The sequence below is a fragment of the Actinotignum timonense genome (assembly GCF_002860685.3).
GTDB classification, from domain to species: Bacteria; Actinomycetota; Actinomycetes; order Actinomycetales; family Actinomycetaceae; genus Actinotignum; species Actinotignum timonense.
In genome coordinates this window covers 1,158,312-1,182,049 of sequence record NZ_CP136960.1, presented here as the reverse complement: position 1 = coordinate 1,182,049, position 23,738 = coordinate 1,158,312, and the positions used below count along the sequence as shown (strand labels likewise).

19 protein-coding genes, 1 other RNA gene and 1 CRISPR repeat array are annotated in these 23,738 nt (G+C 61.1%); of the genes, 4 read left to right on the top strand and 16 right to left on the bottom strand.

The genetic code is table 11. The annotated features are described in order from the left end of the window. Positions 1 to 50 precede the first annotated feature (50 nt). Positions 51 to 1,091: an iron-siderophore ABC transporter substrate-binding protein gene (locus tag CYJ17_RS04875; protein WP_101657595.1), complete on the top strand. Its 1,041-nt coding sequence runs from the start codon at positions 51 to 53 to the stop codon at positions 1,089 to 1,091. A gap of 275 nt (positions 1,092 to 1,366) precedes the next feature. On the opposite strand, the gene cas5e is transcribed toward CYJ17_RS04875, so the two are convergent. The 8 genes from cas5e to CYJ17_RS04835 all read right to left on the bottom strand — a co-directional run bounded on the left by cas5e (position 1,367) and on the right by CYJ17_RS04835 (position 10,617). Beyond that, positions 1,367 to 2,092 (bottom strand): type I-E CRISPR-associated protein Cas5/CasD, encoded by a 726-nt coding sequence (gene cas5e, locus CYJ17_RS04870; protein ID WP_087071088.1) that lies wholly within the window; start codon positions 2,090 to 2,092, stop codon positions 1,367 to 1,369. Further along, a complete protein-coding gene (locus CYJ17_RS04865) occupies positions 2,085 to 3,194 on the bottom strand; it encodes a type I-E CRISPR-associated protein Cas7/Cse4/CasC (protein ID WP_087071089.1) in 1,110 nt (369 codons plus the stop codon). Before CYJ17_RS04865 ends, cas5e begins: the two co-directional genes overlap by 8 nt. 22 nt (positions 3,195 to 3,216) lie before the next feature. Next, the gene (gene casB / locus CYJ17_RS04860) at positions 3,217 to 3,858 is read right to left on the bottom strand and encodes a type I-E CRISPR-associated protein Cse2/CasB (protein WP_159455031.1); all 642 of its coding nucleotides are present in this window, start codon (positions 3,856 to 3,858) and stop codon (positions 3,217 to 3,219) included. A 1-nt stretch (position 3,859) separates the two neighbouring features. Further along, positions 3,860 to 5,518: a type I-E CRISPR-associated protein Cse1/CasA gene (locus CYJ17_RS04855; RefSeq protein WP_087071091.1), complete on the bottom strand. Its 1,659-nt coding sequence runs from the start codon at positions 5,516 to 5,518 to the stop codon at positions 3,860 to 3,862. A gap of 290 nt (positions 5,519 to 5,808) precedes the next feature. Next, positions 5,809 to 7,180: direct repeats of the CRISPR family, unit length 29 nt; unit sequence GGAACTACCCCCACCTGCGCGGGGAAGAG. A gap of 273 nt (positions 7,181 to 7,453) precedes the next feature. Next, positions 7,454 to 7,828, bottom strand: a transfer-messenger RNA (tmRNA) gene (ssrA, locus tag CYJ17_RS04850). 776 nt (positions 7,829 to 8,604) lie between these two features. Beyond that, a complete protein-coding gene (locus CYJ17_RS04845) occupies positions 8,605 to 8,811 on the bottom strand; it encodes a hypothetical protein (protein ID WP_143231897.1) in 207 nt (68 codons plus the stop codon). Between the two features lie 123 nt (positions 8,812 to 8,934). After that, positions 8,935 to 9,252: a transposase gene (locus tag CYJ17_RS04840; RefSeq protein WP_087071093.1), complete on the bottom strand. Its 318-nt coding sequence runs from the start codon at positions 9,250 to 9,252 to the stop codon at positions 8,935 to 8,937. A 375-nt stretch (positions 9,253 to 9,627) separates the two neighbouring features. Continuing rightward, positions 9,628 to 10,617: an aldo/keto reductase gene (locus tag CYJ17_RS04835; protein WP_087071094.1), complete on the bottom strand. Its 990-nt coding sequence runs from the start codon at positions 10,615 to 10,617 to the stop codon at positions 9,628 to 9,630. Positions 10,618 to 10,775: 158 nt separating this feature from the next. On the opposite strand from CYJ17_RS04835, the gene CYJ17_RS04830 reads away from it, so the two are divergent. Beyond that, positions 10,776 to 11,756, top strand: coding sequence for a diacylglycerol/lipid kinase family protein (locus tag CYJ17_RS04830; RefSeq protein ID WP_159455032.1), 981 nt, complete (start codon positions 10,776 to 10,778; stop codon positions 11,754 to 11,756). Positions 11,757 to 11,862: 106 nt separating this feature from the next. On the opposite strand, the gene CYJ17_RS04825 is transcribed toward CYJ17_RS04830, so the two are convergent. Together CYJ17_RS04825 and CYJ17_RS04820 are read right to left on the bottom strand one after the other, a co-directional pair. After that, the gene (locus tag CYJ17_RS04825; protein WP_087071096.1) at positions 11,863 to 13,005 is read right to left on the bottom strand and encodes a branched-chain amino acid aminotransferase; all 1,143 of its coding nucleotides are present in this window, start codon (positions 13,003 to 13,005) and stop codon (positions 11,863 to 11,865) included. Between the two features lie 30 nt (positions 13,006 to 13,035). Continuing rightward, on the bottom strand, positions 13,036 to 14,106 hold the full coding sequence (locus CYJ17_RS04820; RefSeq protein WP_087071097.1) for a 3-isopropylmalate dehydrogenase: 1,071 nt from the start codon (positions 14,104 to 14,106) through the stop codon (positions 13,036 to 13,038). Between the two features lie 176 nt (positions 14,107 to 14,282). Between CYJ17_RS04820 and CYJ17_RS04815 the strand changes: the two genes are divergently transcribed. Further along, positions 14,283 to 15,464 (top strand): thiolase family protein, encoded by a 1,182-nt coding sequence (locus tag CYJ17_RS04815; protein WP_087071098.1) that lies wholly within the window; start codon positions 14,283 to 14,285, stop codon positions 15,462 to 15,464. 125 nt (positions 15,465 to 15,589) lie between these two features. Here the strand turns inward: CYJ17_RS04815 and CYJ17_RS04810 are convergent, their stop codons facing one another. The 6 genes from CYJ17_RS04810 to CYJ17_RS04785 form a co-directional block, all read right to left on the bottom strand. After that, positions 15,590 to 16,957, bottom strand: coding sequence for a PFL family protein (locus tag CYJ17_RS04810; protein WP_087071099.1), 1,368 nt, complete (start codon positions 16,955 to 16,957; stop codon positions 15,590 to 15,592). Between the two features lie 170 nt (positions 16,958 to 17,127). Further along, complete coding sequence (locus CYJ17_RS04805; RefSeq protein WP_087071100.1) at positions 17,128 to 17,394, bottom strand: ACT domain-containing protein; 267 nt, start codon at positions 17,392 to 17,394, stop codon at positions 17,128 to 17,130. Positions 17,395 to 17,447: 53 nt separating this feature from the next. Then, positions 17,448 to 18,263, bottom strand: coding sequence for a thioredoxin domain-containing protein (locus CYJ17_RS04800; protein WP_159455033.1), 816 nt, complete (start codon positions 18,261 to 18,263; stop codon positions 17,448 to 17,450). 215 nt (positions 18,264 to 18,478) lie between these two features. Continuing rightward, a complete protein-coding gene (gene ilvC, locus CYJ17_RS04795; protein ID WP_087071102.1) occupies positions 18,479 to 19,507 on the bottom strand; it encodes a ketol-acid reductoisomerase in 1,029 nt (342 codons plus the stop codon). A gap of 144 nt (positions 19,508 to 19,651) precedes the next feature. After that, the gene (gene ilvN, locus CYJ17_RS04790) at positions 19,652 to 20,215 is read right to left on the bottom strand and encodes an acetolactate synthase small subunit (RefSeq protein WP_026429557.1); all 564 of its coding nucleotides are present in this window, start codon (positions 20,213 to 20,215) and stop codon (positions 19,652 to 19,654) included. Between the two features lie 46 nt (positions 20,216 to 20,261). Continuing rightward, positions 20,262 to 22,094, bottom strand: a complete 1,833-nt coding sequence (locus tag CYJ17_RS04785; protein ID WP_101595205.1) for an acetolactate synthase large subunit — start codon at positions 22,092 to 22,094, stop codon at positions 20,262 to 20,264. A gap of 293 nt (positions 22,095 to 22,387) precedes the next feature. Between CYJ17_RS04785 and CYJ17_RS04780 the strand changes: the two genes are divergently transcribed. After that, on the top strand, positions 22,388 to 23,689 hold the full coding sequence (locus tag CYJ17_RS04780; protein WP_234984533.1) for a threonine/serine exporter family protein: 1,302 nt from the start codon (positions 22,388 to 22,390) through the stop codon (positions 23,687 to 23,689). The last annotated feature ends 49 nt before the right edge of the window (positions 23,690 to 23,738 follow it).

Here is a 23,738-nt window from a genome sequence, read left to right as displayed (position 1 = left end):
GCAGCCGCAGGTGCGTCCGGCCGCGAGTGCGGCATCCACGAAAGGAAGTTATGAAGAAGTCCCTGACCGCGTGGGCAGGCACCGTGCTGGTGGCTTGCCTGGCTTTTGCCGGATGCGGTTCTCAGAAGAGTAATGATTCTGCCGATTCTTCGGCGTCCCCTGCCTCGTCCTCCGCGGCGGCGAGTTCCGCGGCGGATGGGACCACCACGAACGAGGCCGTGTTCCCCGCAACGATTGATACAAAATTCGGGCCCGTCACCGTCAAGGAAGCCCCGCAGCGCGTGGTCGCTCTGGGCTGGGGCGATGCCGAGGTGACGCTTTCGCTGGGCGTGCAGCCGGTGGGCGCTGCCGACTGGCTGGCTTTCGGCGGCAACGGCGTGGGCCCGTGGGTGAGCGAATCCTATGAGAAGACCCCGGAGATTCTGGGCACTATGGAGCTTTCGTACGAGAAGATCGCGGCGCTCAAGCCGGATCTCATTCTCGATGTGAAGACCTCGGGCGATAAGGAACGCCACGATAAGCTTTCCCAGATCGCGACGACGGTCTCGCTGCCGGAAGGTGCGGATAATTGGCTGACGTCCACGAAGGACCAGGTCACCATGATCGGCGCGGCGCTGGGCAAGCCGAAGGCCGCTGCGGCGCAGCTCGATGAGGTGGAGAAGAAGTTCGCCGAGGTCACGGCCGCGCACCCGGATTGGAAGGGTAAGTCGGTGACCGTGGCAACCAAGACTTCCGAGGGCTGGGGCGCCTACCTGAAGGGCGATACTCGCCTGGAGTTCATGACGAAGCTGGGCTTTGTGCAGAATCCGAAGGTGCAGGAGCTGGCCACCGCCGATAGCGGTTTCGCCGTGCAGCTGTCCGCCGAGCAGCTCGATGCTATTGATGCGGATCTGATTGCCGCGTTCCCGATTTTCATTGATACCGCGCAGATTACCGACGACGCCACCTGGCAGAAGGTCCCGGCAGTTGCTGCCGGCCACGCCTTCGTGGTGGACGGCGACCTCTCCAATGCGTTCTCCCTGGGCACCCCGGCCGCGCAGCTGTGGGCTCTGGATAAGCTGACGCCGCTTATTGAGAAGGCTGTGAAGTAAATACTCTGCGAAGTAAATACTCTCGTGGCGAACTGCCTAAGCTGCCCGCTACTGGCGTGCGCATAAATAGGCACAGAACGCCCCGGAACGACCACTTATATGGGTGATCTTTCCGGGGCGTTTTCTGTGGCGCGAAGTAACGCCGTCGCGCGCGGGCGGGTTCACAGCCGCGACATGCTGGCATTCGCGACCACTTCGCGCCGTGAAGCGCGGGCGGGCCGCGAAGGTGCTCGCAGCCGCTACGCGACGGCATTCGCGCCGCGACGCAACGGAACCTAGCGTTCCAGCAGCTCAGCTACCCGATTGAGCCACTCCTTCCGTTCTGTCACCACGTCCACCATGCTCGCGGTGCCGGGCAATGCCCCCGGCCCACTATCGGGCATATGTGGGGCCCGCGAATAGGTCCACACCTGTTTTTTCGGTTTCTCGAAAGACGGGTCACACACCGGGATCCGGTTGAGCATGTCATCCTCGCCACGTCCCAGATAGAACGGGAACGACGGCGCAAAGGCTTTCTTCCCCAAGTAGGTAACGAAAGCAGGACTGCGCAGCGCGGCGTCCACCTCCTCCTGATGCCCCGGGCAGGTGACTCGCACGAGGAACTCGGCTCCGGCCAAGTAGGTGCGGCGGATGACCGCGTTCGAGTTTTGCTGATCCGGGGTGAACGCCAGGTTTTTGTCGGAATCACTTTGTTTCCGGATCCACAACTGGCGTGTTCGGAACTTGAGCTCGTCATTTCGGAGACCGCTTTTAGTAGCGCGGGGATTAATGGTCTGGAATTCATTGATGAAACAGCCAGGACGATCAACCCTTACTGCAAAATCAGCTCCCTCCAGCCACTCTGGCCACTCTTCGCGCGGAGCACCTAAAGCGCCCGCGAGGAGACCAAGGAGACCGGACCTGGTAGGCCGAGGCTCCGAATTGACCACGTTCCCCGTCACTCGCGGCCCCGCCCAGGATTGCACGGGACCCGCTAGACGCAGGAATGTTGGATTACTCATTCTGGCCGCCCAAGATCCACGCCACGACCGTATCAACGAGGCCGTTCTTCGAGGTGGGCTCCACTCCAAACAGCTCTTCCAGCTGAGGGAACGTTCCCGTAAGCGCCAGTGCGCTCCCGAAGTTATCAGGATCGAAGCGGCGAGCAGCATGGAATTGGTCCCCGAGAGCCCGCACAGACGGCTCCAGGTATCCACCTTGGGAGCTGGTCTTCACCGGCGTTTCAAAGCTGTAGGCACAGCGGTAGCGCTGCTCTTCAGCGAGTAGAACGACAGGCTGTGTGTAGGGTGCCGTCGAATGCTCTTTACCACGCGGTTGACCGTAAATAAGAGCAGTAATCATCTCACGTAGGTTTTCCTTGGCCTCCGGCTTGCCAAAAGCGGTCCAGCTAACTTGAAGCTGCTCGCGATCAATAGTCACCGTGCGGTAGAAAATACCGCTTGTAAATTGACTAACTCCAAGGTAGGTGGCCCCGCTGCGGGATTCTTTCCCGCTGAACTTTTCCTGCTCCCGAATATCATCAACGGTGGAGAAATAGTCAGTGCCAATGGTGGCAGCGTGGGTAGTAACGGCAGGAGATACGCTCAATGCTGCTTCTGTACCCTTCTCAGGTTTCGCCGCGAACATGCGCCCAAAAGCGGCGATGGCTAGGGAACCTGAGCGTCCGTTAAGCACAAACTCGGTATCAGGATCAACTTCGCCAGCCACAACCTGCGCCGCAACCTGGATCTCTTCCGCACTCAGCCAGATCGAACGATCCGCTTCAGCAGCTCCCGCACCATCATCGGCATCAGCTTTCGCCTGTTTCTTGGTGAATTGACCAACGAGGGCACGAGCCTTTGTCAAGGTTTTCTTCGGGTTCAGATCGGGGGAAAGCTTAAGGGCGGCGTCGCAAATAACCTCCTCGAGCTTGCCGGAACGCACCGAAACGTCAAGGCTGGCATTTTCGTAAGCAACACGTGCACCGCGTTTAATGGCCTGCGAGGAATGCATGGCGCGGAGAACGCCACCTTCCATGAGACGTTTGGGAGTTCCCGAATCATCACGGTTGAGATTCGAATAGCTGATCGGAGTAAGGAGATGCAGGGTTAGGTGACGGTACATGATTGGTCCTCTCGGTAAGGTTTTAATTCTCAGAAACTTGGGTAGAAACGGTTTCAGATTGATCCGAAACTTTGAGTTGGGGAGCGGAATAGAATTCCTCGATTATTCGCATGCGCACGTATTGGGATTCTGGTGAAACGCCATTACCCCAACGCATCAGAGTGTCGGCAATATCGAAATAATCGACGGGGGGAACAGGGCCCGGAATCGTTGATGCCACCTCGAAAATTCGCCGGATGGCCCGGGCCGCTTCTTCCATATCTTGGGTATGCAGGTACGCTAGCCGTGCGGCAATCATTCCTGGGTTATCCGGTGACACGGATTGTGCGCGTCCGTTTTTGTTCTCAGCGGTTGCCACTCGATATGCCCACCGCCCCAAACTATTACGGCGCTTCTTTTCGCTCGAATGGGGCACCCGGTCATATTCCGCGGCCAAGGCCGCTACCCGAAGCAAGGCATTACGTTGCTCGGGGCGTGCATCTTCTGGTACCGCGGGTAGGACATAGGGATAAGCGCGCATTTGAGTGAACGGCGTTGCCCCTTGCCGAATCGCAGCGCACGCAGCCCGACATCTAGGATTATTTTTCCGTTCTTTAGCCCATTGTGAAACCTCAAGTAGCAACGCCTTCCAAGGCTTTTGCTCTGGGGCATCTGTTTGCGTCATGTTATTTCTCCTCATCAGCCGTGGAAACATCAAATTGTTTCGTGACAGCCCGAATATGCCGAGCAACGTTCGAATAAACTGCCGCGAATAGCGCTGGATCTTGAGAGCGATAGGGGGAAATCGCCTCTTCAAAAGCTTTGAGTGCGACCCGCGCCGCCTCGTTGCGAGCCGCGCGAACTTCTTCAGGACGCCGCTCCGCGGATGTCACTTGAGAAAGGAAATCTTCATAGGAACGGGTGATCGCGCGCCAGAAAATATCCGATGCCGAATCCCGATAGTTTTCGAGCGAATCAAGAACAGTGGGTAAACCATTGGGTGCAACAGAGGCCGCTCCGCGAGCGCGCCGGAACGGTCGGATAACACAGTAGTGCAGAGCTTGGATGAACTCTGCGTGGCGCCGGACTTGGTCTTGCGCCCGATCCGACAGCCCGAAAGCCCATAGATGCGGGTCTGCCACATCGACGCGCGAGGAGCGAATAACGGGAGAAGAAGCAGTTCCTTCAATGTAGTGACGAATGAAAATCAAGTGGCAGTCATCGGAAGAAACAATATGTTCATTTTTCTGGGCCGCTTTGGCCAATTTACCGAGGGCGGCCCACTCTACCGCTAAATCGGTGGCATCCCTTCCCACATCCATCCGCTGAGCTTTCAACTCATTGGCCTTATTACGCATATACAGGTAGAAAGGATCGTTCTGATCCCGGTCAACCCAATAGGCTTTTCGACTTTCTTTCGTTGTTCCCGCCTCCGGGGGAACCCAGGCCGGTGGAACACCGCCGATGCGCACACCGGCAAGCTCGTTATTCTCCCAATAGCAGGCGGCGCTATTGGATGACCAGGTAGCCCGCCATAGCGGGTGATCGGTCCCTCCTCGGGATCCAGTTCGATCCGCCCAGGCGGGCAAACCTTCTCCCTCAACCCACGAATACGGGATCATCGCGAAGAGGGTGTGGAGAAGTGACGGGCCTTCCCAGATTAGTTCCGTTGCCGTCATGCCCACGCCCACAAAATGGAAACCGGGACTTCCCATTTCGGCCTTTTGACCGGCATAAGAGTTATTTCCAGCCGGCGAATAGTAGTGGTAGACGAGAAGAGAAAGCGCCGCATCTTCCGGAGAAAGGGTGTCATGTTGTGTTAGCAGACTCCAGAACTCTTCACCTTGATCAGAGATCATGGAAGGGAGCAGCTTCTTGAGCCGCTGCTCTCCTTTTCCGAGCTTGCGCTCATTATCTTTCGCGTTACGCATCGGCTCAGCTGGCCGCTGCATAAAGGGCTGCTGGTCATCAAATAAGAAAGAACCTGGTTCTAGCAATTCGATAGCTTTGTCAATAGCCTCCGGTTCAAGCCCTTCCGAAAGAATGGATTGCTCTTCGATCCGGAACGGATCCCGGTGAGTGCGCTTGGAAAGCCTCACAGCCACGGCGGTAACCGCCGCCATCAACCTCAGCTGCGCACCGTACACGTAGCCCGGAACAGTCTTATCTAGGACTACTGGTTCACCTGTTGGTTCGACTGCCGGTTCAACCAGCGGTTCGTAGTCCTTTTTTTCGTTAGGGGGATCTTTTCGAATATGAGCATTGAGAAGTGCATCGCGAACTGATAATCGCCCGCGCGTAGTAACAAGTAACGGAATATCCGTCAAAGCATTGATATTGTCCATGCTTCTCCCTCATTGAAATGAAACGAGATTGACGGAAGAAGATACGAGTATCAACATATTTCACCTGTGTTTATAAGTGTGTTTCTCCCCGCGAGCCTGAAGCTAAACATGTGGGAGAATACGCAATCGGAAACGTGCTGCTACTCCCGCTCACGCGGGGAAGGCGGTCCTAAGCAGGGGACCTACCCACGCCTTGGCGTGGAAACCGCTCGTTACGAGCTTAGCCCATGGAGACGACTATGGTAGATCAACACACAATAGAGGTTCGATTCCCGGTATCTCGGTTATAGGGAATTACCTCCGCTTGTGCGGGGAAGAGACCATATCGTCGATATCGCCGGTGTCCTGGAAGGAAATACCCCCGCCCGCGCGGGGAAGAGGCCACACCTACGCGCCGGGTATATGCGCCTTGGGAAATACCCCCACCTGCGCGGGGAAGATATCAGGGATCGTAAAAACCTCACCGGCTACGAGGAACTACCCCCACCTGCGCGGGGAAGATCGGTAGAGATGTCAACTCTGGATGACTTATCTAGAACTACCCCCCACCTGCGCGGGGAAGAGGCTTCCTCACCCGCGGGAACAAAATCCCGAAGGGAACTACCCCCACCTGCGCGGGGAAGAGCAGCTTTGAGAGAGCCGAATGTTTCGCCGGGCGGAACTACCCCCACCTGCGCGGGGAAGAGTTATGATCCCGAATATCATGCGCGGCGGCGACGGAACTACCCCCACCTGCGCGGGGAAGAGTGCAGCTCCCCGCCGAGCTCGGCCTCGGCGATAGAACTACCCCCACCTGCGCGGGGAAGAGGTGGGGGCCGGTGGCGGGTTGTTCATCCCGCCGGAACTACCCCCACCTGCGCGGGGAAGAGACGCAATACCCGTAATTTCATCGCTAAAATCTGGAACTACCCCCACCTGCGCGGGGAAGAGGCCTGTTTGCTCGCAAGGCAAGCTCGGCAGATGGAACTACCCCCACCTGCGCGGGGAAGAGCTGATCTCGAGGGTAATTACGGCACTATCTCGGGAACTACCCCCACCTGCGCGGGGAAGAGGCGTTCCCGCGCACCCGTGAATCCATCAAAGCGGAACTACCCCCACCTGCGCGGGGAAGAGGCGAGCCGGCGGTCTGCGTTTCAATGGTCTTTGGAACTACCCCCACCTGCGCGGGGAAGAGCTATCCGGCTCGCGCGTGACCCGCTCGGCCCCGGAACTACCCCCACCTGCGCGGGGAAGAGATGGTGATGTTATCCATGATGGTAGCCATGTAGGAACTACCCCCACCTGCGCGGGGAAGAGCCCCGCCCTCGCATGACCACACCCGTATATGCGGAACTACCCCCACCTGCGCGGGGAAGAGCTACAAGGAGGAGAGGGGCAATAATGGAGATTAGAACTACCCCCACCTGCGCGGGGAAGAGTCAATAAACACCCGCCCGATCTCAGCACCAATAGAACTACCCCCACCTGCGCGGGGAAGAGGCGAGCCGGCAGTCTGTGTCTCAATGGTCTTTGGAACTACCCCCACCTGCGCGGGGAAGAGTCCGATTACAGCATCGATGGCGTGCTAGGCATGGAACTACCCCCACCTGCGCGGGGAAGAGAGCTGCGCCATTCGCCGCGCGGCATGAATACGGGAACTACCCCCACCTGCGCGGGGAAGAGACTGCCTGACCTGGTCGTTTATTCGCGGCGGGCCCGAAAAACAAGCTGGAACAGAGTTCCAGCTTTGTGGTTCTCCGCGAGACGCCTCCACATTGCCAGCCCGCCAAGCATGGCTTTCATGTCAGTTCCCACGCCTCAAATTTAGCTTATTCTGCCCTGTTCGTCCTTATCGGACACGAGGAGTCGCTTCTGATTATCAAGTTGGGCCGTGGCGACAAGGCGCTTACATAACGTGAGCACCCGCGCCGAAGAATCGGAGTGGGTGCTCATCATAAGTGGAGATGCCGGGAATCGAACCCGGGTCCGACGATAGCCAAAGGAGTATTCTCCGGGCGCAGTTCGTTGGTAGTTGTTTTCGGCTCCAGGGTTCCACACGAACCAGGCCCTGACGAACCTATCTATGTTGGTGTCGCGAGCACGCCCGTAGCAAACGTACTCACCAGTGGCTTTCTCAACGATGCTGAGATCTAGGCGGAAAGCACACCTAGTTCAGCAGATTTCGCAGGTCGCTTAGCTTAGGCAGCGAGGGCGAAATCGGTGCTCTTGTTCTTGGCACCTATTGGTTTGCAGAGAGCGTTATCGAGGTGACTCTACATCCTCGGCCCGCTTCCCTCCAACTAACTACCGCCGTCGAAACCGATCATCCCCAATATGCTGTTATCAAACAGTTCCACCCGCCCGGCATTCAACGCTGGTTACACGGTGGATTTACTAGTCTACAACGACGACGCCGCACGCGCTATTCCCGCCAGCAATCCGCTTAGAATCCGATGCCATTTCCGGGGTGAGAAGATCCACACATCTACCCATAGTGAGCATCGCCGATCCCGTAAGCACCCTGTCACCATTGTCAAACTTGATAATCAGAAGCGATTCCTCGTTTCCAATGAGGACGAAGGGTGTGGAATAAGCTAAATTTGAAGCGTGGGAACTGACATGATCGCCATGCTCGGTGGACCGGCATATCGGGCATATGTCGCAGAGATCCGCAGATCTGGAACTCTGTTCCAGCTTGTTTTTCGGGCTCGCTGCGAATAAACGACCAGGTCAGGCAGTCCTCTTCCCCGCGCAGGTGGGGGTATTTCCCTACGCGGGCGATAAGGCTATTGTTCCCTCGGCTCTTCCCCGCGCAGGCGGGGGTAATTCCGCGGGCTGGCTCGACCCCGCCGGGCTTATGCCCTCTTCCCCGCGCAGGCGAGGGTAATTCCAACATCCACGTGCGGCAAGATCAGGCAGGCAACTCTTCCCCGCGCAAGCGGGGGTAATTCTATGTCGTGGTGTGGCGGCCGCCAGGTCACGGCCTCTTCCCCGCGCGAGCGGGGGCAATCCTATGGCCACACCAACATTCGGCGAACCAACAGGAGTGCTCCCCCATACTGTCACCACCGCGCTTCGTGATGTCACTACGAAACTGACCGACCCGACTAACCATTTCCGTGTTTTTCGGAGAAGAGATAAGCAGAGACGACAGCTCTCGCTAACACCTCACTTGCCTTTTCCAGCCTCGCGATCTCGGCGTCTTTAGCTGCGAGTTCTTTCTCGCGCCGTTGTTCTAAACGTTTCATTTTAGCTTCGGCCTTGTCTGCGCTTCGATGCAGACGTTGTTTTTCGCGCTTATCACGGCTACCCATGATCCCAGTCATGCGTAGGAAACCCCGAATGTCCAAGTCCCACCAACGTGAAGGAAATCCAACAGCGAATCCGATACCCAACTCACCTTGGACTACTGGCGCGAGGGTTTTTCTGGTCGTCACTCACAATTTCTGATGTGGGTGGCCTGCCTGACACGCAAAAAAGGCCGACGCGGCTTTCAGGAGTTCATTGACGTCGCGTAGTTCCTGGTTCTCTCGACGTAGCCGCATGTTCTCCGCTACCATGTCTTCTTCCGCCCGCCTGACCGGCCCGTTCTTACGGGCTTGCTGGACCCATCGGCGGGCCGTATGCCAGGAAATGCCATATGTAGGAGCTACAGCCCTGCAAGCACCTTGTAAAGACATCCCCTCGGTGAGAATCCGCTCCTCAATAAGGTGGATAACGAGGTCCTTAGCTTCCAAAGCAAATTTCTTCGGCATAATCCAGATTTCCTTATCTACTCAAAAGGAAGAAAACCTGGACCACTTCATTTTCCCACGCTTCCCCACATTGAGATAAGACGAGATTACCAGAATGAAAATACGAAGACAATATCTTTAACCCGTCTTTCAAGTCTCCCATTCCGCTAACACGAAGCTATACATACCGGAGAAAAGCCAACCTCGAATATTCTTGGTACCCCCGCTCACGCGGGGAAAGCGGCCTACCTAGACAATATATTAAACCCAGAAATACCCACGCCTTAGCGTGGAAAACCGCTCGCTACGAGCCTAGTCGGTGGAGCCGAATCTGGAAAACCAACACACATGAGAACTTCTGCCAATCTTCCAAACCAGACGGCCACCCCACAGTCCCTAAAACAACGCCACCTTCTCCGGCGGTGGGAAGATCGCGTCGAGCTCAGCGAGGTCCGCACCGCTCGGCTCCCACACCAGGGAGGCTGCATTCTGGCGGACTTGCTGCGGCGTCGTCGCACCGGCAATAACGGAAGCCACGCACGGCCGCGAGGCCAACCACGACATCGCCACCTGCACCGGCGTCAAGCCGCGCGCCTGCGCAAACGCAACAAAAGCCTCAATCTGATCCCAGTCGGTGGACTCCAGCAGCGCTGCCTTCGAGTGCGCAATCCGCGAACCTTCCGGAGCCGCACCGCGCCGATACTTACCCGTCAACAAGCCGTTCGCCAGCGGGAAGTACGGGAAAATTCCCAGGCCGAAACGCTGCGCGGCCGGCACCACCTCGAGTTCCGCGCGCCGATCAATCAAGTTGTAATGCGACTCTGTCGCAATCGGCCCCACCAACCCGCGCGCAGCCGCCAGATGCGAGGCATCGGCAAGCTGCCACCCGGCGTGGTTCGACGTCGCGTAATACCGAATTTTGCCCGCCCGCACCGCATCCGACAGCGCCTCGAGCGTCTCCTCGGGCGGCGTCACACCATCCGGCGTGTGATAAAAATACAAGTCAATCGCCTCTACGCCGAGCCGGCGCAACGATGCCTCCAAGGCCCGCGTCACGTAGCGCCGCGAACCGCGCGCCCCGTAATCCGCGCCGTTGCACCCCTGCATATCCATACCAAATTTTGTTATAACGACGACGCCGCGGGCCAGCTCACCCGCTTCCCGTAACGCCGTTCCGAACATAGTTTCCGAAAGGCCGGGTTCTTTGCCGTACACGTCGGCAAGGTCGAAGGTGGTGATTCCTTCTTCAAGCGCGGCCCGCACCACGGCATTCGTACCTTCTTGCGTTTCGGTTTGCGTGTGGGCGCGGCCAAAATTATTACCACCGATGCCGACGGCGGATACCATCAGGCCGGACTTCCCTACCGGGCGATACGTCATTGTCATACCGCCAGCCTAGCGGACGCCGAGCGCGCCCGTTCGGCAGCTCGGTTACGATGAGGGAACAGTGCTCACCTGTGAGCGGTGTTTTCAGGCGCAGCCTTGCAGGGAATTATGAGGCTCGGGGCGCGCCACCACCACCGAGGGAAAGAGGGTTTGCCACTATGCCAGATTCTGCGGCGCAGCAGCACCAGCGAAACGGCTATCCGGAGGGACCGCGCCCGATCCGGCGCGTCGTCCTCCTCACTAACCCGACCGCGGGAAAGGGCCGCGCCACGTCGCTAGCTGCCCATATGACCGCCGAGCTGCTCAAATATGGCATCGACGTGGTAGGGCACTACGCCACCACCGTCGCGGAAACTCGCAAGAATGCCAGATTAGCGCTGGCCGATCCTCATATCGACGCGTTGGTTGCCTGCGGTGGAGACGGATTGGCGAATCTCATCGTGCAGGAGCAGGCCGGCACCGGCAAGCCGCTCGGCTTAGTTGCGGGCGGAACCGGGAACGATATTGCGCGCGGGCTTGGCATTCCGCTCGACGTCGCCGGAGCTGCCCGCACCATCGCGTCCGGGTATACAGTGATCACCGACCTGGGCCTGGCCATTCGCGAAGTAAACGGTGTTTCCCAACCCGAGCGCCGCTATTTTGCCTCGATCCTCGCCGCGGGGATCGATACCCGCATTAATGCTCGCGCCAAACAGATCCGGTGGCCGGGTGGCTCGGCCGCCTATTTCCTTGCGGTTCTTGCCGAAGTGGCGGCCATGCGCACCACCCCGCTCACCTTGAGTATCGACGGCGGCGAGCCCTTCACCCTGGAAGCTACCCTCTGCGCGGTGGGTAATACCCGCAGTTACGGAGGTGGGATCCGGATGTGCTCGCATGCGGATCCGCGTGATGGCAAGCTGGCCCTCACCGTCGTCGGCCCGGTATCGCGCCGCACCGCGGCCCGCAACCTTCGCAATATCTACACCGGAGATTTTTCCAAACTGCGCGATATCGTCACCCAGATTCAGGTCAACAGTGTTCGCCTGGAGATGCCCGGTCTTATTCCCGCGGTCGACGGCGAAGACCTCTTCCCCACCCCGCTCAGCGTAACGGTGGCCGCCGGTGCCGGCTGTTTCCTTGTTCCACCGCCGCGCCTGTAGCGGCCTTATGCGCGACGTAAACTAGCCCGGCGCTACCCGCGTCTCAGCCCAGCCACGCGCGCGTAGTAGTTCAACCAGCCCCACGGACGCAGCGCAGCCCAGCCCGCTAAGCGATCCGGTACATCCACCCGAAGGGATCTTCACGAGTACCGTTTTGGATGCCGGTGAGTTCCTCGTAGATCCGTTGGGCCACGGTATGGGTAGGCAGCTCGACGCTGAAATCTTCCCCGGTGAGCTGACCAATGGCAGTCACCACGGCCGCGGTCCCGCAGGCAAACATTTCCGCCACGCTACCGTCCTGAATTCCGCTTACCACATCGCGCAAAGCGAGGGTATCTTCGCGTACCTCCACCCCGGCGCGACGCAGCAACTGCATAATGCACGAACGGGTATTACCGGGCAGGATATTGCCGGTAAGTTTCGGGGTGGCCACGCTACCGTCGGCGTAAACCACAAACACGTTCATCCCGCCCAGCTCATCAAGGTTCGTGGCGGTTGCGGCGTCGAGGAAAAGAACCTCATCGTAGCCGGCAGCGCCCGCGGTGACCTTGGGCAGCAGCGAGGCCGCGTAGTTCCCGCCGGTCTTCGCCGCGCCCATGCCGCCGGGGCCGGCGCGGTGGTAATCGGGTTCCACCCACACCTTGATGGGCTGGAAACCGTTGGGGAAATACGCCCCGGCCGGCGAGGCGAGCACGATGTACTCGTAGGCCGCGGCCGCCCGCACCCCGAGGAAAGCTTCCGAAGCGAAAATGAAGGGCCGCAGGTACAGCGATTCGCCCGCCGCTCCCGGAACCCAGCGCCGGTCCTGGCGCACCAGATCCACCAGCGAGGCCACGAAATCATCCACGGGCAGCTCCGGGATAGCGAGCCGATGCCCGGAGAAGTTCAGGCGCGCCCCGTTGTAGGTGGGGCGGAATAGCCACAGCGATCCGTCCGCATGCCGGTAGGCTTTCAGGCCCTCAAAAACTTCCTGACCGTAGTGGAGCACCGCGCCGGCCGGGTCCAGGCTGAGCGGCCCGTAGGGCACGATGGCGTGGTTATGCCAGCCCTTTTCCGCGGTCCAGGTTGCCCGCGCCATATGATCGGTGAAGTAGCGGCCGAAACCGGGGCCGGCCAGGACCTGGCTGACCTCCTCTTCGCTGGCCGGGTGCTCATTCGGGTGCACAGCGAACCGCCCCGCGAGGCTATCTGCCGGCGCGGGGGTGGTAGCGGCAGCTTCCATTTCTTCCGGAGTCATCGGAACGCTCATACCTGAGTCCTTCTTTCTTGGTGGTGATCCTTAACGGTTATCTTCCATAGCGGTGAGAATAGCATCCCCGATCTGGGTGGTTGTGCGGCGCAATGGTACACCGGCCGCCGCAGCAGCGGCGCGCGCTTCCATATCCCCCCGGATAGCCGCCTCAATACGCGCGGCCGGCCCGGCAAGCCCGAGGTGGCGCAGCATCAGCGCCACGGAGGCGATGGTCGCCGTCGGATCGGCTTTCCCGGTCCCCGCAATATCCGGAGCCGAACCGTGGATCGGTTCGAACATGGAGGGGAAATCGCCTTCAGGGTTAATATTGCCCGACGCCGCAAGCCCCACTCCCCCGCTTACCGCCCCCGCTTCGTCGGTCAGAATATCGCCAAACAGATTATCCGTCACGATAACGTCGAAACGCTGCGGGTCGGTCACCAGGTAAATCGTGGCGGCATCCACATTGCAGTAATCAACGTTGACATTCGGGTACTCCGCGGCCAAGCGATCAACGGTGCGCTGCCAGAGTCCGCCCGCGTGCACGAGCACATTGGTTTTGTGGACGAGGGTGAGGTGGCGGCGGGGCCGGGAGGCGGCCAGCTCGAAAGCATAGCGCACCAAGCGCTCAGTTCCGTGAGCGGTGTTGACAGATACTTCCGTTGCCACTTCGGTGGGCATGCCACGGTGAACACTGCCGCCGTTGCCCGAGTACAGCCCTTCGGTCCCTTCGCGCACCACCACCAGGTCAATATTTCCCGGTTCCGCCAGCGGGGTGGGAACCCCGGGATAGAGCACACTGGGTCGCAAATTAACGTAGTGGTCAAAGGCGAAGCGCAGCCGCAGCAAAATCTCCCGCTCGAGGATTCCGGCAGGCACCCGCGGATCCCCGATAGCCCCGAGCAGCAGCGCATCATGCCCGGCCAGCGCCTCCAGATCCGCGGTGCTCAGGGTTTCCCCGGTATCCAGGTAGCGCTGCGCCCCGATACTATAGGGGGTCACGCTTAGTTCCGTGCTGCTCTCCGCCAGTGCAGCACGTAACACTTTAAGACCTTCGGGCACAATTTCCGGACCGATGCCATCCCCGGCAATAACGGCAAGATTAATAGAGGCGCGCATGTGAATGAGTATACGAGATCCGTCCACCTAGTGAGACCAAACATCTCACTTTGCGAGACGCCCGCGCGCGGCGTGACGGCGCGAAGATGCGTTCTTTCGGGAGGTTAGGTACGTCTCCTGGAGCCGGCGCCGCTCTCCTCGTAGAATTGAATTCTTGAATCTCTGGAGGCAAGGTTATGGCGTTCGATTCAACTATCGTCATTGTTGGCGGTGCTCGCATCCCCACGGGGAAGTTCCGCGGCTATTACGCGACTACTCCCGCGCATGAATTAGGTGCAGCGGCGGCGCGCGCGGCGGCGGAGCGAGCCGGCATCCCGATGGCGGATGTGGATGATTTCGTGGTGGGTTGCGTGGGCCAGACCGGTGCCGATGCCTATATTTCCCGCCGTATCGCGCTCACCGCCGGGGCACGCGCCTCCTCCACTGCCCTGACTGTCAATCGGGTGTGCGGCTCCGGGGTGCAGGCGTTGGCCAGCGGCGCGAGCGCCCTGCGCTCGGGGGACGCGCGCATCGTCATGGCCGGCGGTGCGGAAAATATGACGCGCCAGCCGGTGATGGATTTTTCGCGGGCCGGTCACCTCGATGGGCCCGAGCACGTGGATGGCACATTTTCGCTGATTTCTGATCCGTTCTCGGGCCGGCCGATGGGCTGGACGGCGGAGCGGGTGGCGGAAAAATTCGGTATTTCGCGCGCCGAGCAGGATGCTTTTGCGGCCCAATCCCAGGCCCGCGCCCAGGCTGCCATCGCATCCAGGGCTTTCGATAAGGAAAAGGTCCCTTTCACGATTGATGCCGGGAAGCCAACGGAGCGCGTCGTCGTTGCTGAAGAGTATCCGCGCACGGGCGTGACCGTTGAAACGCTCAGCCACTTGCGCCCCGTTTTTGCCGCGCACGGCACCGTGACGGCCGGTAATTCTTCCGGGATTAACGACGGCGCAGCCATGCTTGTCCTCATGCGGGAAGAGGATGCGATTGCGGCGGGTGTGGATATTCTGGGTGAGCTGGTGGATGTGGCTACCGTCGGCGTGGAACCGGAGTATATGGGCTATGCCCCGCGCCTGGCTATTGAGAAGGTGCTGGAGCGCACCGGCCTGAGCCGGGCGGATATTGGTTGGGTGGAGCTTAATGAGGCTTTTGCCTCCCAGGCGATTGCGGTGATTCGCGATGCGGAGTTGGATCCAGAGATCGTTAATCCGCTGGGCGGAGCGATTGCGCTGGGACATCCGGTGGGGGCCTCGGGAGCGATTATTTCGCTGCGCGCCCTCCTCAACCAGCGCGAACGCGGAATTGAGCATTCACTTGTGACGCTGTGTATTGGCGGCGGGCAGGGCATCGCTGCAATTATTCGCGCCCGCTAGCGGCACCCCGCCCGCTAGTAGTGTCGCGGGCGCGGTAAAGGCGGACAATCCCTGTCCGCGAACAGCGAGTGCCCCGCCCACGAACAGCGGCGGTTGCGCCACCGCCGCCGCGCCGCAACCGCCGCCTAATTCTTGAATGCGTGTACCGGCGCCGGGATGGTGCCCCCGCGGGCGATGAAGGCCGCGCTGGAATAGGGGCTGACCGGCATGACCGGCGCGCTGCCAAGCAGCCCGCCGAATTCCACGGTATCGCCTTCGCTCAATCCTGTTGCGGGGATGACTCGCACGGCGGTGGTCTTGGAGTTCATGATGCCGATGGCGGCTTCGTCGGCGATCATGCCGGCGATGGTCGCGGCCGGGGTATCCCCGGGCACCGCGATCATATCCAGACCCACCGAGCAAATCGCGGTCATGGCTTCGAGTTTGGCCAGGCTAATGGCGCCGAGCCGCGCGGCTTCGATCATGCCTTCGTCCTCCGAGACCGGGATGAAGGAACCGGAGAGCCCGCCCACGTGCGAGCAAGCCATGAGCCCGCCCTTCTTCACCGCGTCATTGAGGAGGGCGAGGGCCGCGGTGGTGCCGTGGGCGCCCACGCGTTCCAGGCCCATGGCTTCCAGGGCCCGCGCCACCGAATCTCCCACTTCCGGGGTGGGAGCCAAAGAAAGATCGACAACACCGAAGGGCACCCCGAGGCGCTGGGCGGCCAGCTGCCCCACCAGCTCCCCCATGCGGGTGATCTTGAAAGCACTGCGCTTGATTTCTTCCGCGAGTTCATCGAAGGAAGCACCTTCCGCAGCCGTAATCGCCCGGGTAATAACGCCCGGCCCGGAAACCCCGACAGACACCACGCAATCGGGCATTTCCACCCCGTGAAAAGCCCCGGCCATGAAGGGGTTATCCCCCACCGAATTAGCAAAAACGACCAGTCGAGCAGCCCCGGAACCCTTATCTGTGCGAGCGGCGAGCTCGCAAATGGTCTGCCCCATGCGCGCCACCGCGCTCATATTAATTCCGGCGCGCGACGTCCCAATATTGACGGAGGAGCACACCACCGAGGTGGCGGCCAGCGCGGCAGGAATCGAATCGATAAGCGCCTCATCCGCGCGCGTCATGCCCTTTTCCACCAGGGCGGAGAACCCACCCACGAAATCCACGCCGATATCCCGGGCGCATTCATCGAGCATAACCGCCCACGGGGTGAGGTCCTTTTCCCCGCTTGCCGCGGCCACCATAGCAATCGGGGTCACGGAAATGCGCTTATTAATAATGGGGATGCCCAGTTCCGCTTCGATTTCCTGGGCTACCGGCACCAGGCGCGCGGCACGCTCCATAATGCGGGCGCGGGCCCGTTCGCGAGCGCGCTCGCCATCAGAATCCGCGCAGTCGAGCAGGGAAATTCCCATGGTGACGGTGCGGATATCGAGGCGATCCTCGCGAATCATCGCGAGGGTTTCCAGAATGTTGTGGGCAGTAGGCTCACTGCTGGCATACATAGGTATTCTCCCGTTCCTGTGCGCGTTCCCATGCACGTTGGTGTGCGTATTCCCGTGCGTGCTATTGTGCGCGTTCTCGCTTCTGTGCGTAGCTCCCGTGCGCGCTGCTATGCCGTTCGTGTACGCCGGCCGGCTATAGGCACCGGACCGGCCCATTACACCGGCCGACCCTATACGCGATGCATGGCGCGGAAAATGGAATCCGCCTGCACGTGAATCTCGAGTGCTTCTGCGGCGCCCAGCTCCGCCATGGCCTGCTGCACCTGGGTGATGGAGCTACCCTCCGGGAGCGCCACTTCGAGGATCATGGTGAAGTACTCATCCATGAGGGTTTGCGTCACGTTGATAATATTCACCCCGAGGCGGGCGAGTTCAGCGGAGACGGCCGCAATAATTCCGGTGCGGTCCACTCCGGTCACAGTCATGATGGCTTTCATGGCCTCTATTGTGCCACGCCGCTACGACAGTTTTTCGCCCGCTATCGCCCCACCTACTTCAGCGGCGCGAGGAATTGGTCCAGGTTGCCATTATTCGGGTCGCTCACCAGTTTCTCGTCGATAACAACGGCGGGAATGTACTTCATGCCGTCCGCGAGGAATTGTTCGCGCAGCTGCTTGAGGAGGGGCAGGTACTCATCCCCGGCCAGCGTGGCGCGCAAGCTTTCCAGTTGCGCCGCATCCAGGCCCACCCGGGTCGCGAATTCCTCAATGAGCTTCGGATCGGGCTGCTGGCGCTGGGCACGATCCACGTGCTTGACCACCGGGATGGAGCCTTCTTTGTAGAGCAGCTCGTGGAAATCGAGGTATTTATCCGGGGCGTTAACCGCGAACCACACTTCAGCCTGTTCGCCCTTGACGCTGTAGGGCGATTCCTCGAAGCGCATATTCGGGTGGTAGACCAGGGTGATCTTCCCGTCTTTAGCCATCTGAATGAGTTCTTCGCCGTGGTCGCGCACCAGGTCATTGCACCAGGGGCACCAGTAATCGGAGTACACCCGCACCACCGGCTTGCCTTCGTTGACGCTTCCGGCTACCCCGTCCGCCCCGATGGGAATGCCGCCCCATTGATCGAGGGGAGCCGGGATTTTCTCCGTCACCACATTGGCGCCGCGCTGGATGGGCACCAGATGAGCGGGTTCTTTAGTCGCGCTCGGAGTCGCGGTTGCGGTGGGCCCGCTGGGCGCCGTCGTACTATCAGTGGTGGCGGCCACGGTAGGTTTCACCCCCGGTGCGTCTGAAGTATCGGTGCAGGCAGCAAGGCCGAAGGCCAGTACCCCGAGGAAAGCGAAAGCGGAACGACGACGCATCTGCGGCCTTTCTCCCAACAGAACTGAACTCATGCAAACCGGCCCACCCGCGGTACCTTGCCGCGAGCGGGCCGGCTAACTGGCGCTCATCCTAGCCGCCCCACCTGGGAACGGCAACAACGGCGGTCACGTCCCGCGCGCCCACAGCGCGCCCGGTTTCGCGCACCGTCACGAACGCACCGTCATGCACCGTGCGCGCACCGTGGTCACGTCGCTTAGCGCGCCGTCTGCCCGTCGGTGTAATCGGCGTCCACGTCGGTATTCCACGCGAACATGGAACGCACCTCGCGCCCGGTGGCCTCCAGCGGGTGGCGCTCGTGTTCGGCGCGCAGCTTCTTGAATTCGGGGGCGCCGGCATCCTGGTCGTCAATGAAACGCTTGGCGAAGGAACCGTTCTGGATATCGGCCAGCACGTCCTTCATATGTTCCTTGACATCCGGGGTGATCACGCGCGGGCCGGAAACATAATCGCCGTATTCGGCCGTATCCGAGCAGGACCAGCGCTGCTTGGTCAGCCCGCCTTCGTTAATGAGATCAACGATGAGCTTGAGTTCGTGGCACACCTCGAAGTAGGCCATTTCCGGCTGGTACCCGGCTTCCACCAGGGTCTCGAAACCGTAGGTGATGAGCTGAGAAACCCCGCCGCACAGCACGGTCTGCTCGCCGAAGAGGTCCGTTTCGGTCTCTTCCTTGAAGGTGGTCTTAATGGCGCCGGCGCGGGTGCCGCCGATCGCCGCGGCGTAGGACAGCGCCACGTCCCAGGCCTGCCCGGAGGCGTCCTGTTCCACGCAGACGAGCACCGGCACCCCGCGGCCGTCTTCGTACTGGCGGCGCACCGTGTGCCCCGGGCCCTTCGGCGCCACCATGCACACATCGTGGCCGGCAGCCGGCTTGATATAGCCGTAGTGAATATTGAAACCGTGGGCGAAGAACACCGCGGCGTCGGCCTTGAGATTCGGTTCGATTTCCGCGGCCCACAGCCCGCGCTGGGTCTGGTCCGGAACCAGAATCATCACCACGTCCGCTTCCTTGGTGGCATCGGCCACGGAGCGCACCGTCAGGCCCTGCTCCTGCGCTTTCGCCACCGAGCTGGAGCCTTCGCGCAGGCCCACCACCACGTCCACGCCGGAATCGCGCAGGTTGAGCGCGTGGGCGTGCCCCTGCGACCCGTAGCCAATAATGGCAACCTTCTTCGACTGGATGAGGGACAGATCGGCATCGGCATCATGGAAAATTTCTGCCATGGTTTTCTCCTTTTGTTGGGTCGGGGCCAGGCCCCACGGTTGTCGTTATCTCGGTTTCGGTTTCGTTGCGGTCACGGCGCCGCGTTGCGTGCGGGCCCGTATTAAGTACGACGACGCCGCCAGCTGGCCGCGCGCCGCTCTGGCTTAGATGCGCCCGCGGGCAAGCTCCTCCGGGAAGTTGCCCGGGTCTCCCGCCATATCTGCGGTAACACGTTCGGAAAGCGAATGGGCTCCGCGCCCGAGCGCCACGGTTCCCGACTGCACAATTTCCCGGATCCCATAGGGCTCCAGGGCGGTGAGCAGGGCACCGATCTTGCGGTCGGAGCCGGTGGCTTCAATGGTGACGGCATCCGGCACCATATCCACCACGTGGGCGCGGAAAAGATCCACCACCTGGACCACGTGGGAGCGGGTCGTATCATCAGCGCCGACTTTAATGAGGACGAGGCGGCGCAGCACCGCTTCCTCACTGTCCAATTCCACGATTTTGATGACGTTCACCAGCTTATTGAGCTGTTTGGCCACCTGTTCGAGGGGTTGCACCGCGGCATCAACCACCACGGTGATACGCGAGAGCGCCGGGTTTTCCGTTTCTCCCACGGCGAGCGAATGAATATTGAACGCGCGGCGGGCGAAGAGCCCGGCCACCCGCGTGAGCACTCCGGGTTTATTCTCCACCAGTACGGAGAGCGTGTGGCGCTGCGGCATTGTTATCCTTCCTTTCGTGGCGGCTCGAGCGGCGAAAATGCGCTACTCACGCGAAGTTCTCATCCACTTCGGGGCGCAGCCCCTTGGCGTACATAATCTCATCATTGGATACCCCGGCGGCAACCATCGGCCACACTTCCGCATCCGGTGAGGTAATAAAGTCGATAACGACGGGGCGGTCATTGATCTCCATGGCGCGCTGGATGGCGGTATCGACGTCGTCCTTCTTCTCCACGCGCCAGGCCGCGCAATCATAAGCCTCAGCAAGTTTCACGAAATCGGGGATACGGCGGGTGTTATTCCCGGTTTCCAGATCAGTGAAGGAATAGCGCCCCTCGTAGAAGAGGGTCTGCCACTGGCGCACCATCCCCAGCGAGGAGTTATTAATAACAGCCACTTTGATATTGATGTTATTGAGGCGGCAGGTGGCCAGTTCCTGATTGGTCATCTGGAAGGAGCCGTCGCCATCAATCACCCACACGGTGCGTTCGGGCTGGCCCACTTTCGCGCCCATGCCGGCCGGAATACCGTAGCCCATGGTGCCCGCTCCCCCGGAGGACAGCCAGCGGTGCGGATGCTCGAAACGCAAGAATTGCGAGGCCCACATTTGGTGCTGGCCCACCCCGGTCACCCAGATGGTGTCTTCACTTCCTGCCACGGCGCCCAGGCGCTCGATCACGTATTGCGGGGAGACGAGGCCGTCATCCGTGGGGGTGTAGCCGGCCGGGTAGGTTCCCCGCAGGCGGTTGAGGTAGCCCCACCAGGGATCCAGATTCGCTTCCCCATACTGGGCGCGGGCCGCGCGCACCTCCGCGAGGAGAGCAGGAACGGATTGCGCCAGATCCCCGATAATTGCCACGTCCGCGGTGCGGTTCTTGGATACTTCCGCCGGGTCAATATCGAGGTGGATAACCTTCGCCTTCGGCGCGAAACCGTCCAGGGCCCCGGTCACGCGGTCATCGAAACGCGCGCCCAGCGCCACGATGAGATCGCTGCGCTGGAGGGCTCCCACCGCGGGAACGGTGCCGTGCATCCCCGGCATCCCCAGGTTATGGGGATGGGAATCGGGTACGGTGCCGCGGGCCGGCAGGGTGGTGACCACCGGGGCACCGGTCAGGTCACTCAGCTCGGTAACCTCGCGGGAAACCCGGGCGCGCACCGCCCCTCCCCCCACGTAGAGCACGGGGCGGGCCGCGGTGGCAATAAGCCGGGCAGCTTCGCGTACCGCGGCGGAATCCGGCTCGCCGGCCGGGCGGTATCCGGGCAGATCCAGGCGCGGGGGCCACACAAATTCTGTTTCTTGGTTCTGCGCGGATTTCGCGATATCCACGAGGACGGGGCCGGGGCGCCCGCTCGCCGCCAGGTAAAAAGCTTCGACCAGGCGGGCCGGAATATCATCGGCATCGGTGACGAGGAAAGAATGCTTGACCATGGGCATGGTGGCACCCACGATATCGGCTTCCTGGAAGGCATCGGTTCCGATGGCCGCCGCTCCCACCTGGCCGGTGATGGCCACCAGCGGGACCGAATCCATATTGGCATCGAGCAGCGGGGTGACGAGGTTGGTAGCCCCCGGCCCGGAGGTAGCCATCACCACCCCCACGCGCCCCGTTGCTAGCGCGTAGCCTTCGGCAGCGTGCCCGCCGCCCTGTTCGTGGCGCACCAGGATATGGCGGGGAGAATCGCTATCGTACATCGGGTCGTAGGTGGGCAAAATAGCTCCGCCGGGCAGCCCGAAGACGACATCAACACCGAGTTCCGCTAAGGTGCGGACAATGGCGCGGGCGCCGTCCATTTTTTCGCGGATCTCACCGGGACGGTCCCGGCGGGACGCGGCCGACGCGCTCATCGCGGATGCATTCATCTCGGATGCGGCCATGGTTCCTCCTTCAACCTGGTTCACCTGGTTCTTCGGGCCTGTTCTTCCGGTATCACCGAGCGGGGTGCAAGCGTGGTGGTTGGCGCATAAAAAATCCCCTCACGTGAGGGGAGCGCGCAACCGGTGGTGCGCGCTACCTCACTACGATAATAAGAAGAATCTGAGCCATGCCCTTCAGACTACCGGAGTGCGGTCCCCGAGCGCTAAAAAGATCAATCTGTCTCACATCGTGGATTTCGGTTTCATTGTTCGGACAGTTTTCCGCGGTTTTTCGAGAAGCGTACTCTGGACGCGTGAGCTTTTCGCACCGGCCACCCGCCCCGCAGCACCCGAGCCACTTGCGCTATGCCGCACGGGCGGTTTTGCGCGCCGGCTTACTTCTCCTTGCCAGCGGCGCCTCCGCTTACCGGGTCAAACACTCTATGGAGCGCACCGCCCACGCCCTGGGGATCCGCACCACCCACGCCGCGGTCTCCTTCACGGAGATCACAGTTACGTGCTACGGCTGCGGGGATGTGTGCACCCTCACCGGGGAGCAGCGCACCCTCGGCGTGAATGCCGCCCGTATTGACGCCCTTATTGTGGCCATTGATGCTCTCCCGGCCGGCTCCACTCCCGCGCAGGTCACGAGCGCCCTCGATGATGCGATTGCGCGGGCCCGCAGCTATCCGGCCTGGGTATTGGCCCTGGTGTCCGGGCTGGCCTGCGCCTGTTTCTGTTTCCTCAACCGGGGCGGGGTGGTGGAATGCGCCGCGGTCTTCTTCGCGGCGAGCGTGGGGCAGGCGGCGCGCGGCTGGTTGGCCCGCCGCCTCGTCAATCACTTCGGAATTTGGTTCCTGGTGGGGGCGCTGGCCGCGCTGCTCTACCTGGCCACGGTGGGGGTGGCTGAGGCGTGTTGGGATATTGCGGTGGTGCACGAAGCCGGGGTGGTTTCCGCCCTCCTCTTCCTCATTCCCGGGTTCCCGCTGGTCACCGCGATGCTCGATACGATTCGCGCTGATTTTTCCGCCGGGCTCACCCGCGGTGCCTATGTCACCATGCTCATGCTGGCCGCCGGGATGGCGGTCTGGGTGGTCACCGTTATTTTCGGTACGGATATTGCCCCGCATGCCGCCTACGTGATCCCCGAGCCGTGGCTGGCTCTGGCGCGCGGTGCCGCGACCTTCGTGGCCTCCTACGGTTTCGCCATGCTTTTCACCGCGGAGCAGGGCGCGGCGCTGCTGGCCGGCGCCATCGGCGCGATTGTCAATGCCGCACGCCTAACCGCCCAGGATGCCGGTTTCTACAATGTGGCCGCGGTTTTCCTCGCGGCCCTGGGGGCCGGCGTGCTCGCCCACCTCCTCACTCGCCGCACCCGTTTTTCCCGGGTCTCGCTGAGCGTACCGGCCGTCGTCGTCATGATTCCGGGAGTGGTATTTTTCCGCGGTCTGCACGCCATTAATGCCGGGCAAATCGCCCAGGCTGCCGGAGCGCTCACCAACGTGGTGCTGGTGATCTGCGCGGTGGGTGCCGGGGTGGCGGCCGCGCGCATGATCACCGACCGGCACTGGCTCATGGAGCCACCCCACGAACTCAGCCCGGCCTTCGACGAGTAGCGAATAGCGTGCCGGGGCCCGCACGCGCGCCGCGACCAGCGCGACCGCG

Bases quoted from the DNA above. Each gene is read 5' to 3' on its own strand.
- CYJ17_RS04875 (WP_101657595.1), top strand. From the start codon at position 51: ATGAAGAAGTCCCTGACCGCGTGGGCAGGCACCGTGCTGGTGGCTTGC.
- cas5e (WP_087071088.1), bottom strand. From the start codon at position 2,092: ATGAGTAATCCAACATTCCTGCGTCTAGCGGGTCCCGTGCAATCCTGG.
- CYJ17_RS04865 (WP_087071089.1), bottom strand. From the start codon at position 3,194: ATGTACCGTCACCTAACCCTGCATCTCCTTACTCCGATCAGCTATTCG.
- casB (WP_159455031.1), bottom strand. From the start codon at position 3,858: ATGACGCAAACAGATGCCCCAGAGCAAAAGCCTTGGAAGGCGTTGCTA.
- CYJ17_RS04855 (WP_087071091.1), bottom strand. From the start codon at position 5,518: ATGGACAATATCAATGCTTTGACGGATATTCCGTTACTTGTTACTACG.
- CYJ17_RS04845 (WP_143231897.1), bottom strand. From the start codon at position 8,811: ATGGGTAGCCGTGATAAGCGCGAAAAACAACGTCTGCATCGAAGCGCA.
- CYJ17_RS04840 (WP_087071093.1), bottom strand. From the start codon at position 9,252: ATGCCGAAGAAATTTGCTTTGGAAGCTAAGGACCTCGTTATCCACCTT.
- CYJ17_RS04835 (WP_087071094.1), bottom strand. From the start codon at position 10,617: ATGACAATGACGTATCGCCCGGTAGGGAAGTCCGGCCTGATGGTATCC.
- CYJ17_RS04830 (WP_159455032.1), top strand. From the start codon at position 10,776: ATGCCAGATTCTGCGGCGCAGCAGCACCAGCGAAACGGCTATCCGGAG.
- CYJ17_RS04825 (WP_087071096.1), bottom strand. From the start codon at position 13,005: ATGAGCGTTCCGATGACTCCGGAAGAAATGGAAGCTGCCGCTACCACC.
- CYJ17_RS04820 (WP_087071097.1), bottom strand. From the start codon at position 14,106: ATGCGCGCCTCTATTAATCTTGCCGTTATTGCCGGGGATGGCATCGGT.
- CYJ17_RS04815 (WP_087071098.1), top strand. From the start codon at position 14,283: ATGGCGTTCGATTCAACTATCGTCATTGTTGGCGGTGCTCGCATCCCC.
- CYJ17_RS04810 (WP_087071099.1), bottom strand. From the start codon at position 16,957: ATGTATGCCAGCAGTGAGCCTACTGCCCACAACATTCTGGAAACCCTC.
- CYJ17_RS04805 (WP_087071100.1), bottom strand. From the start codon at position 17,394: ATGAAAGCCATCATGACTGTGACCGGAGTGGACCGCACCGGAATTATT.
- CYJ17_RS04800 (WP_159455033.1), bottom strand. From the start codon at position 18,263: ATGCGTCGTCGTTCCGCTTTCGCTTTCCTCGGGGTACTGGCCTTCGGC.
- ilvC (WP_087071102.1), bottom strand. From the start codon at position 19,507: ATGGCAGAAATTTTCCATGATGCCGATGCCGATCTGTCCCTCATCCAG.
- ilvN (WP_026429557.1), bottom strand. From the start codon at position 20,215: ATGCCGCAGCGCCACACGCTCTCCGTACTGGTGGAGAATAAACCCGGA.
- CYJ17_RS04785 (WP_101595205.1), bottom strand. From the start codon at position 22,094: ATGGCCGCATCCGAGATGAATGCATCCGCGATGAGCGCGTCGGCCGCG.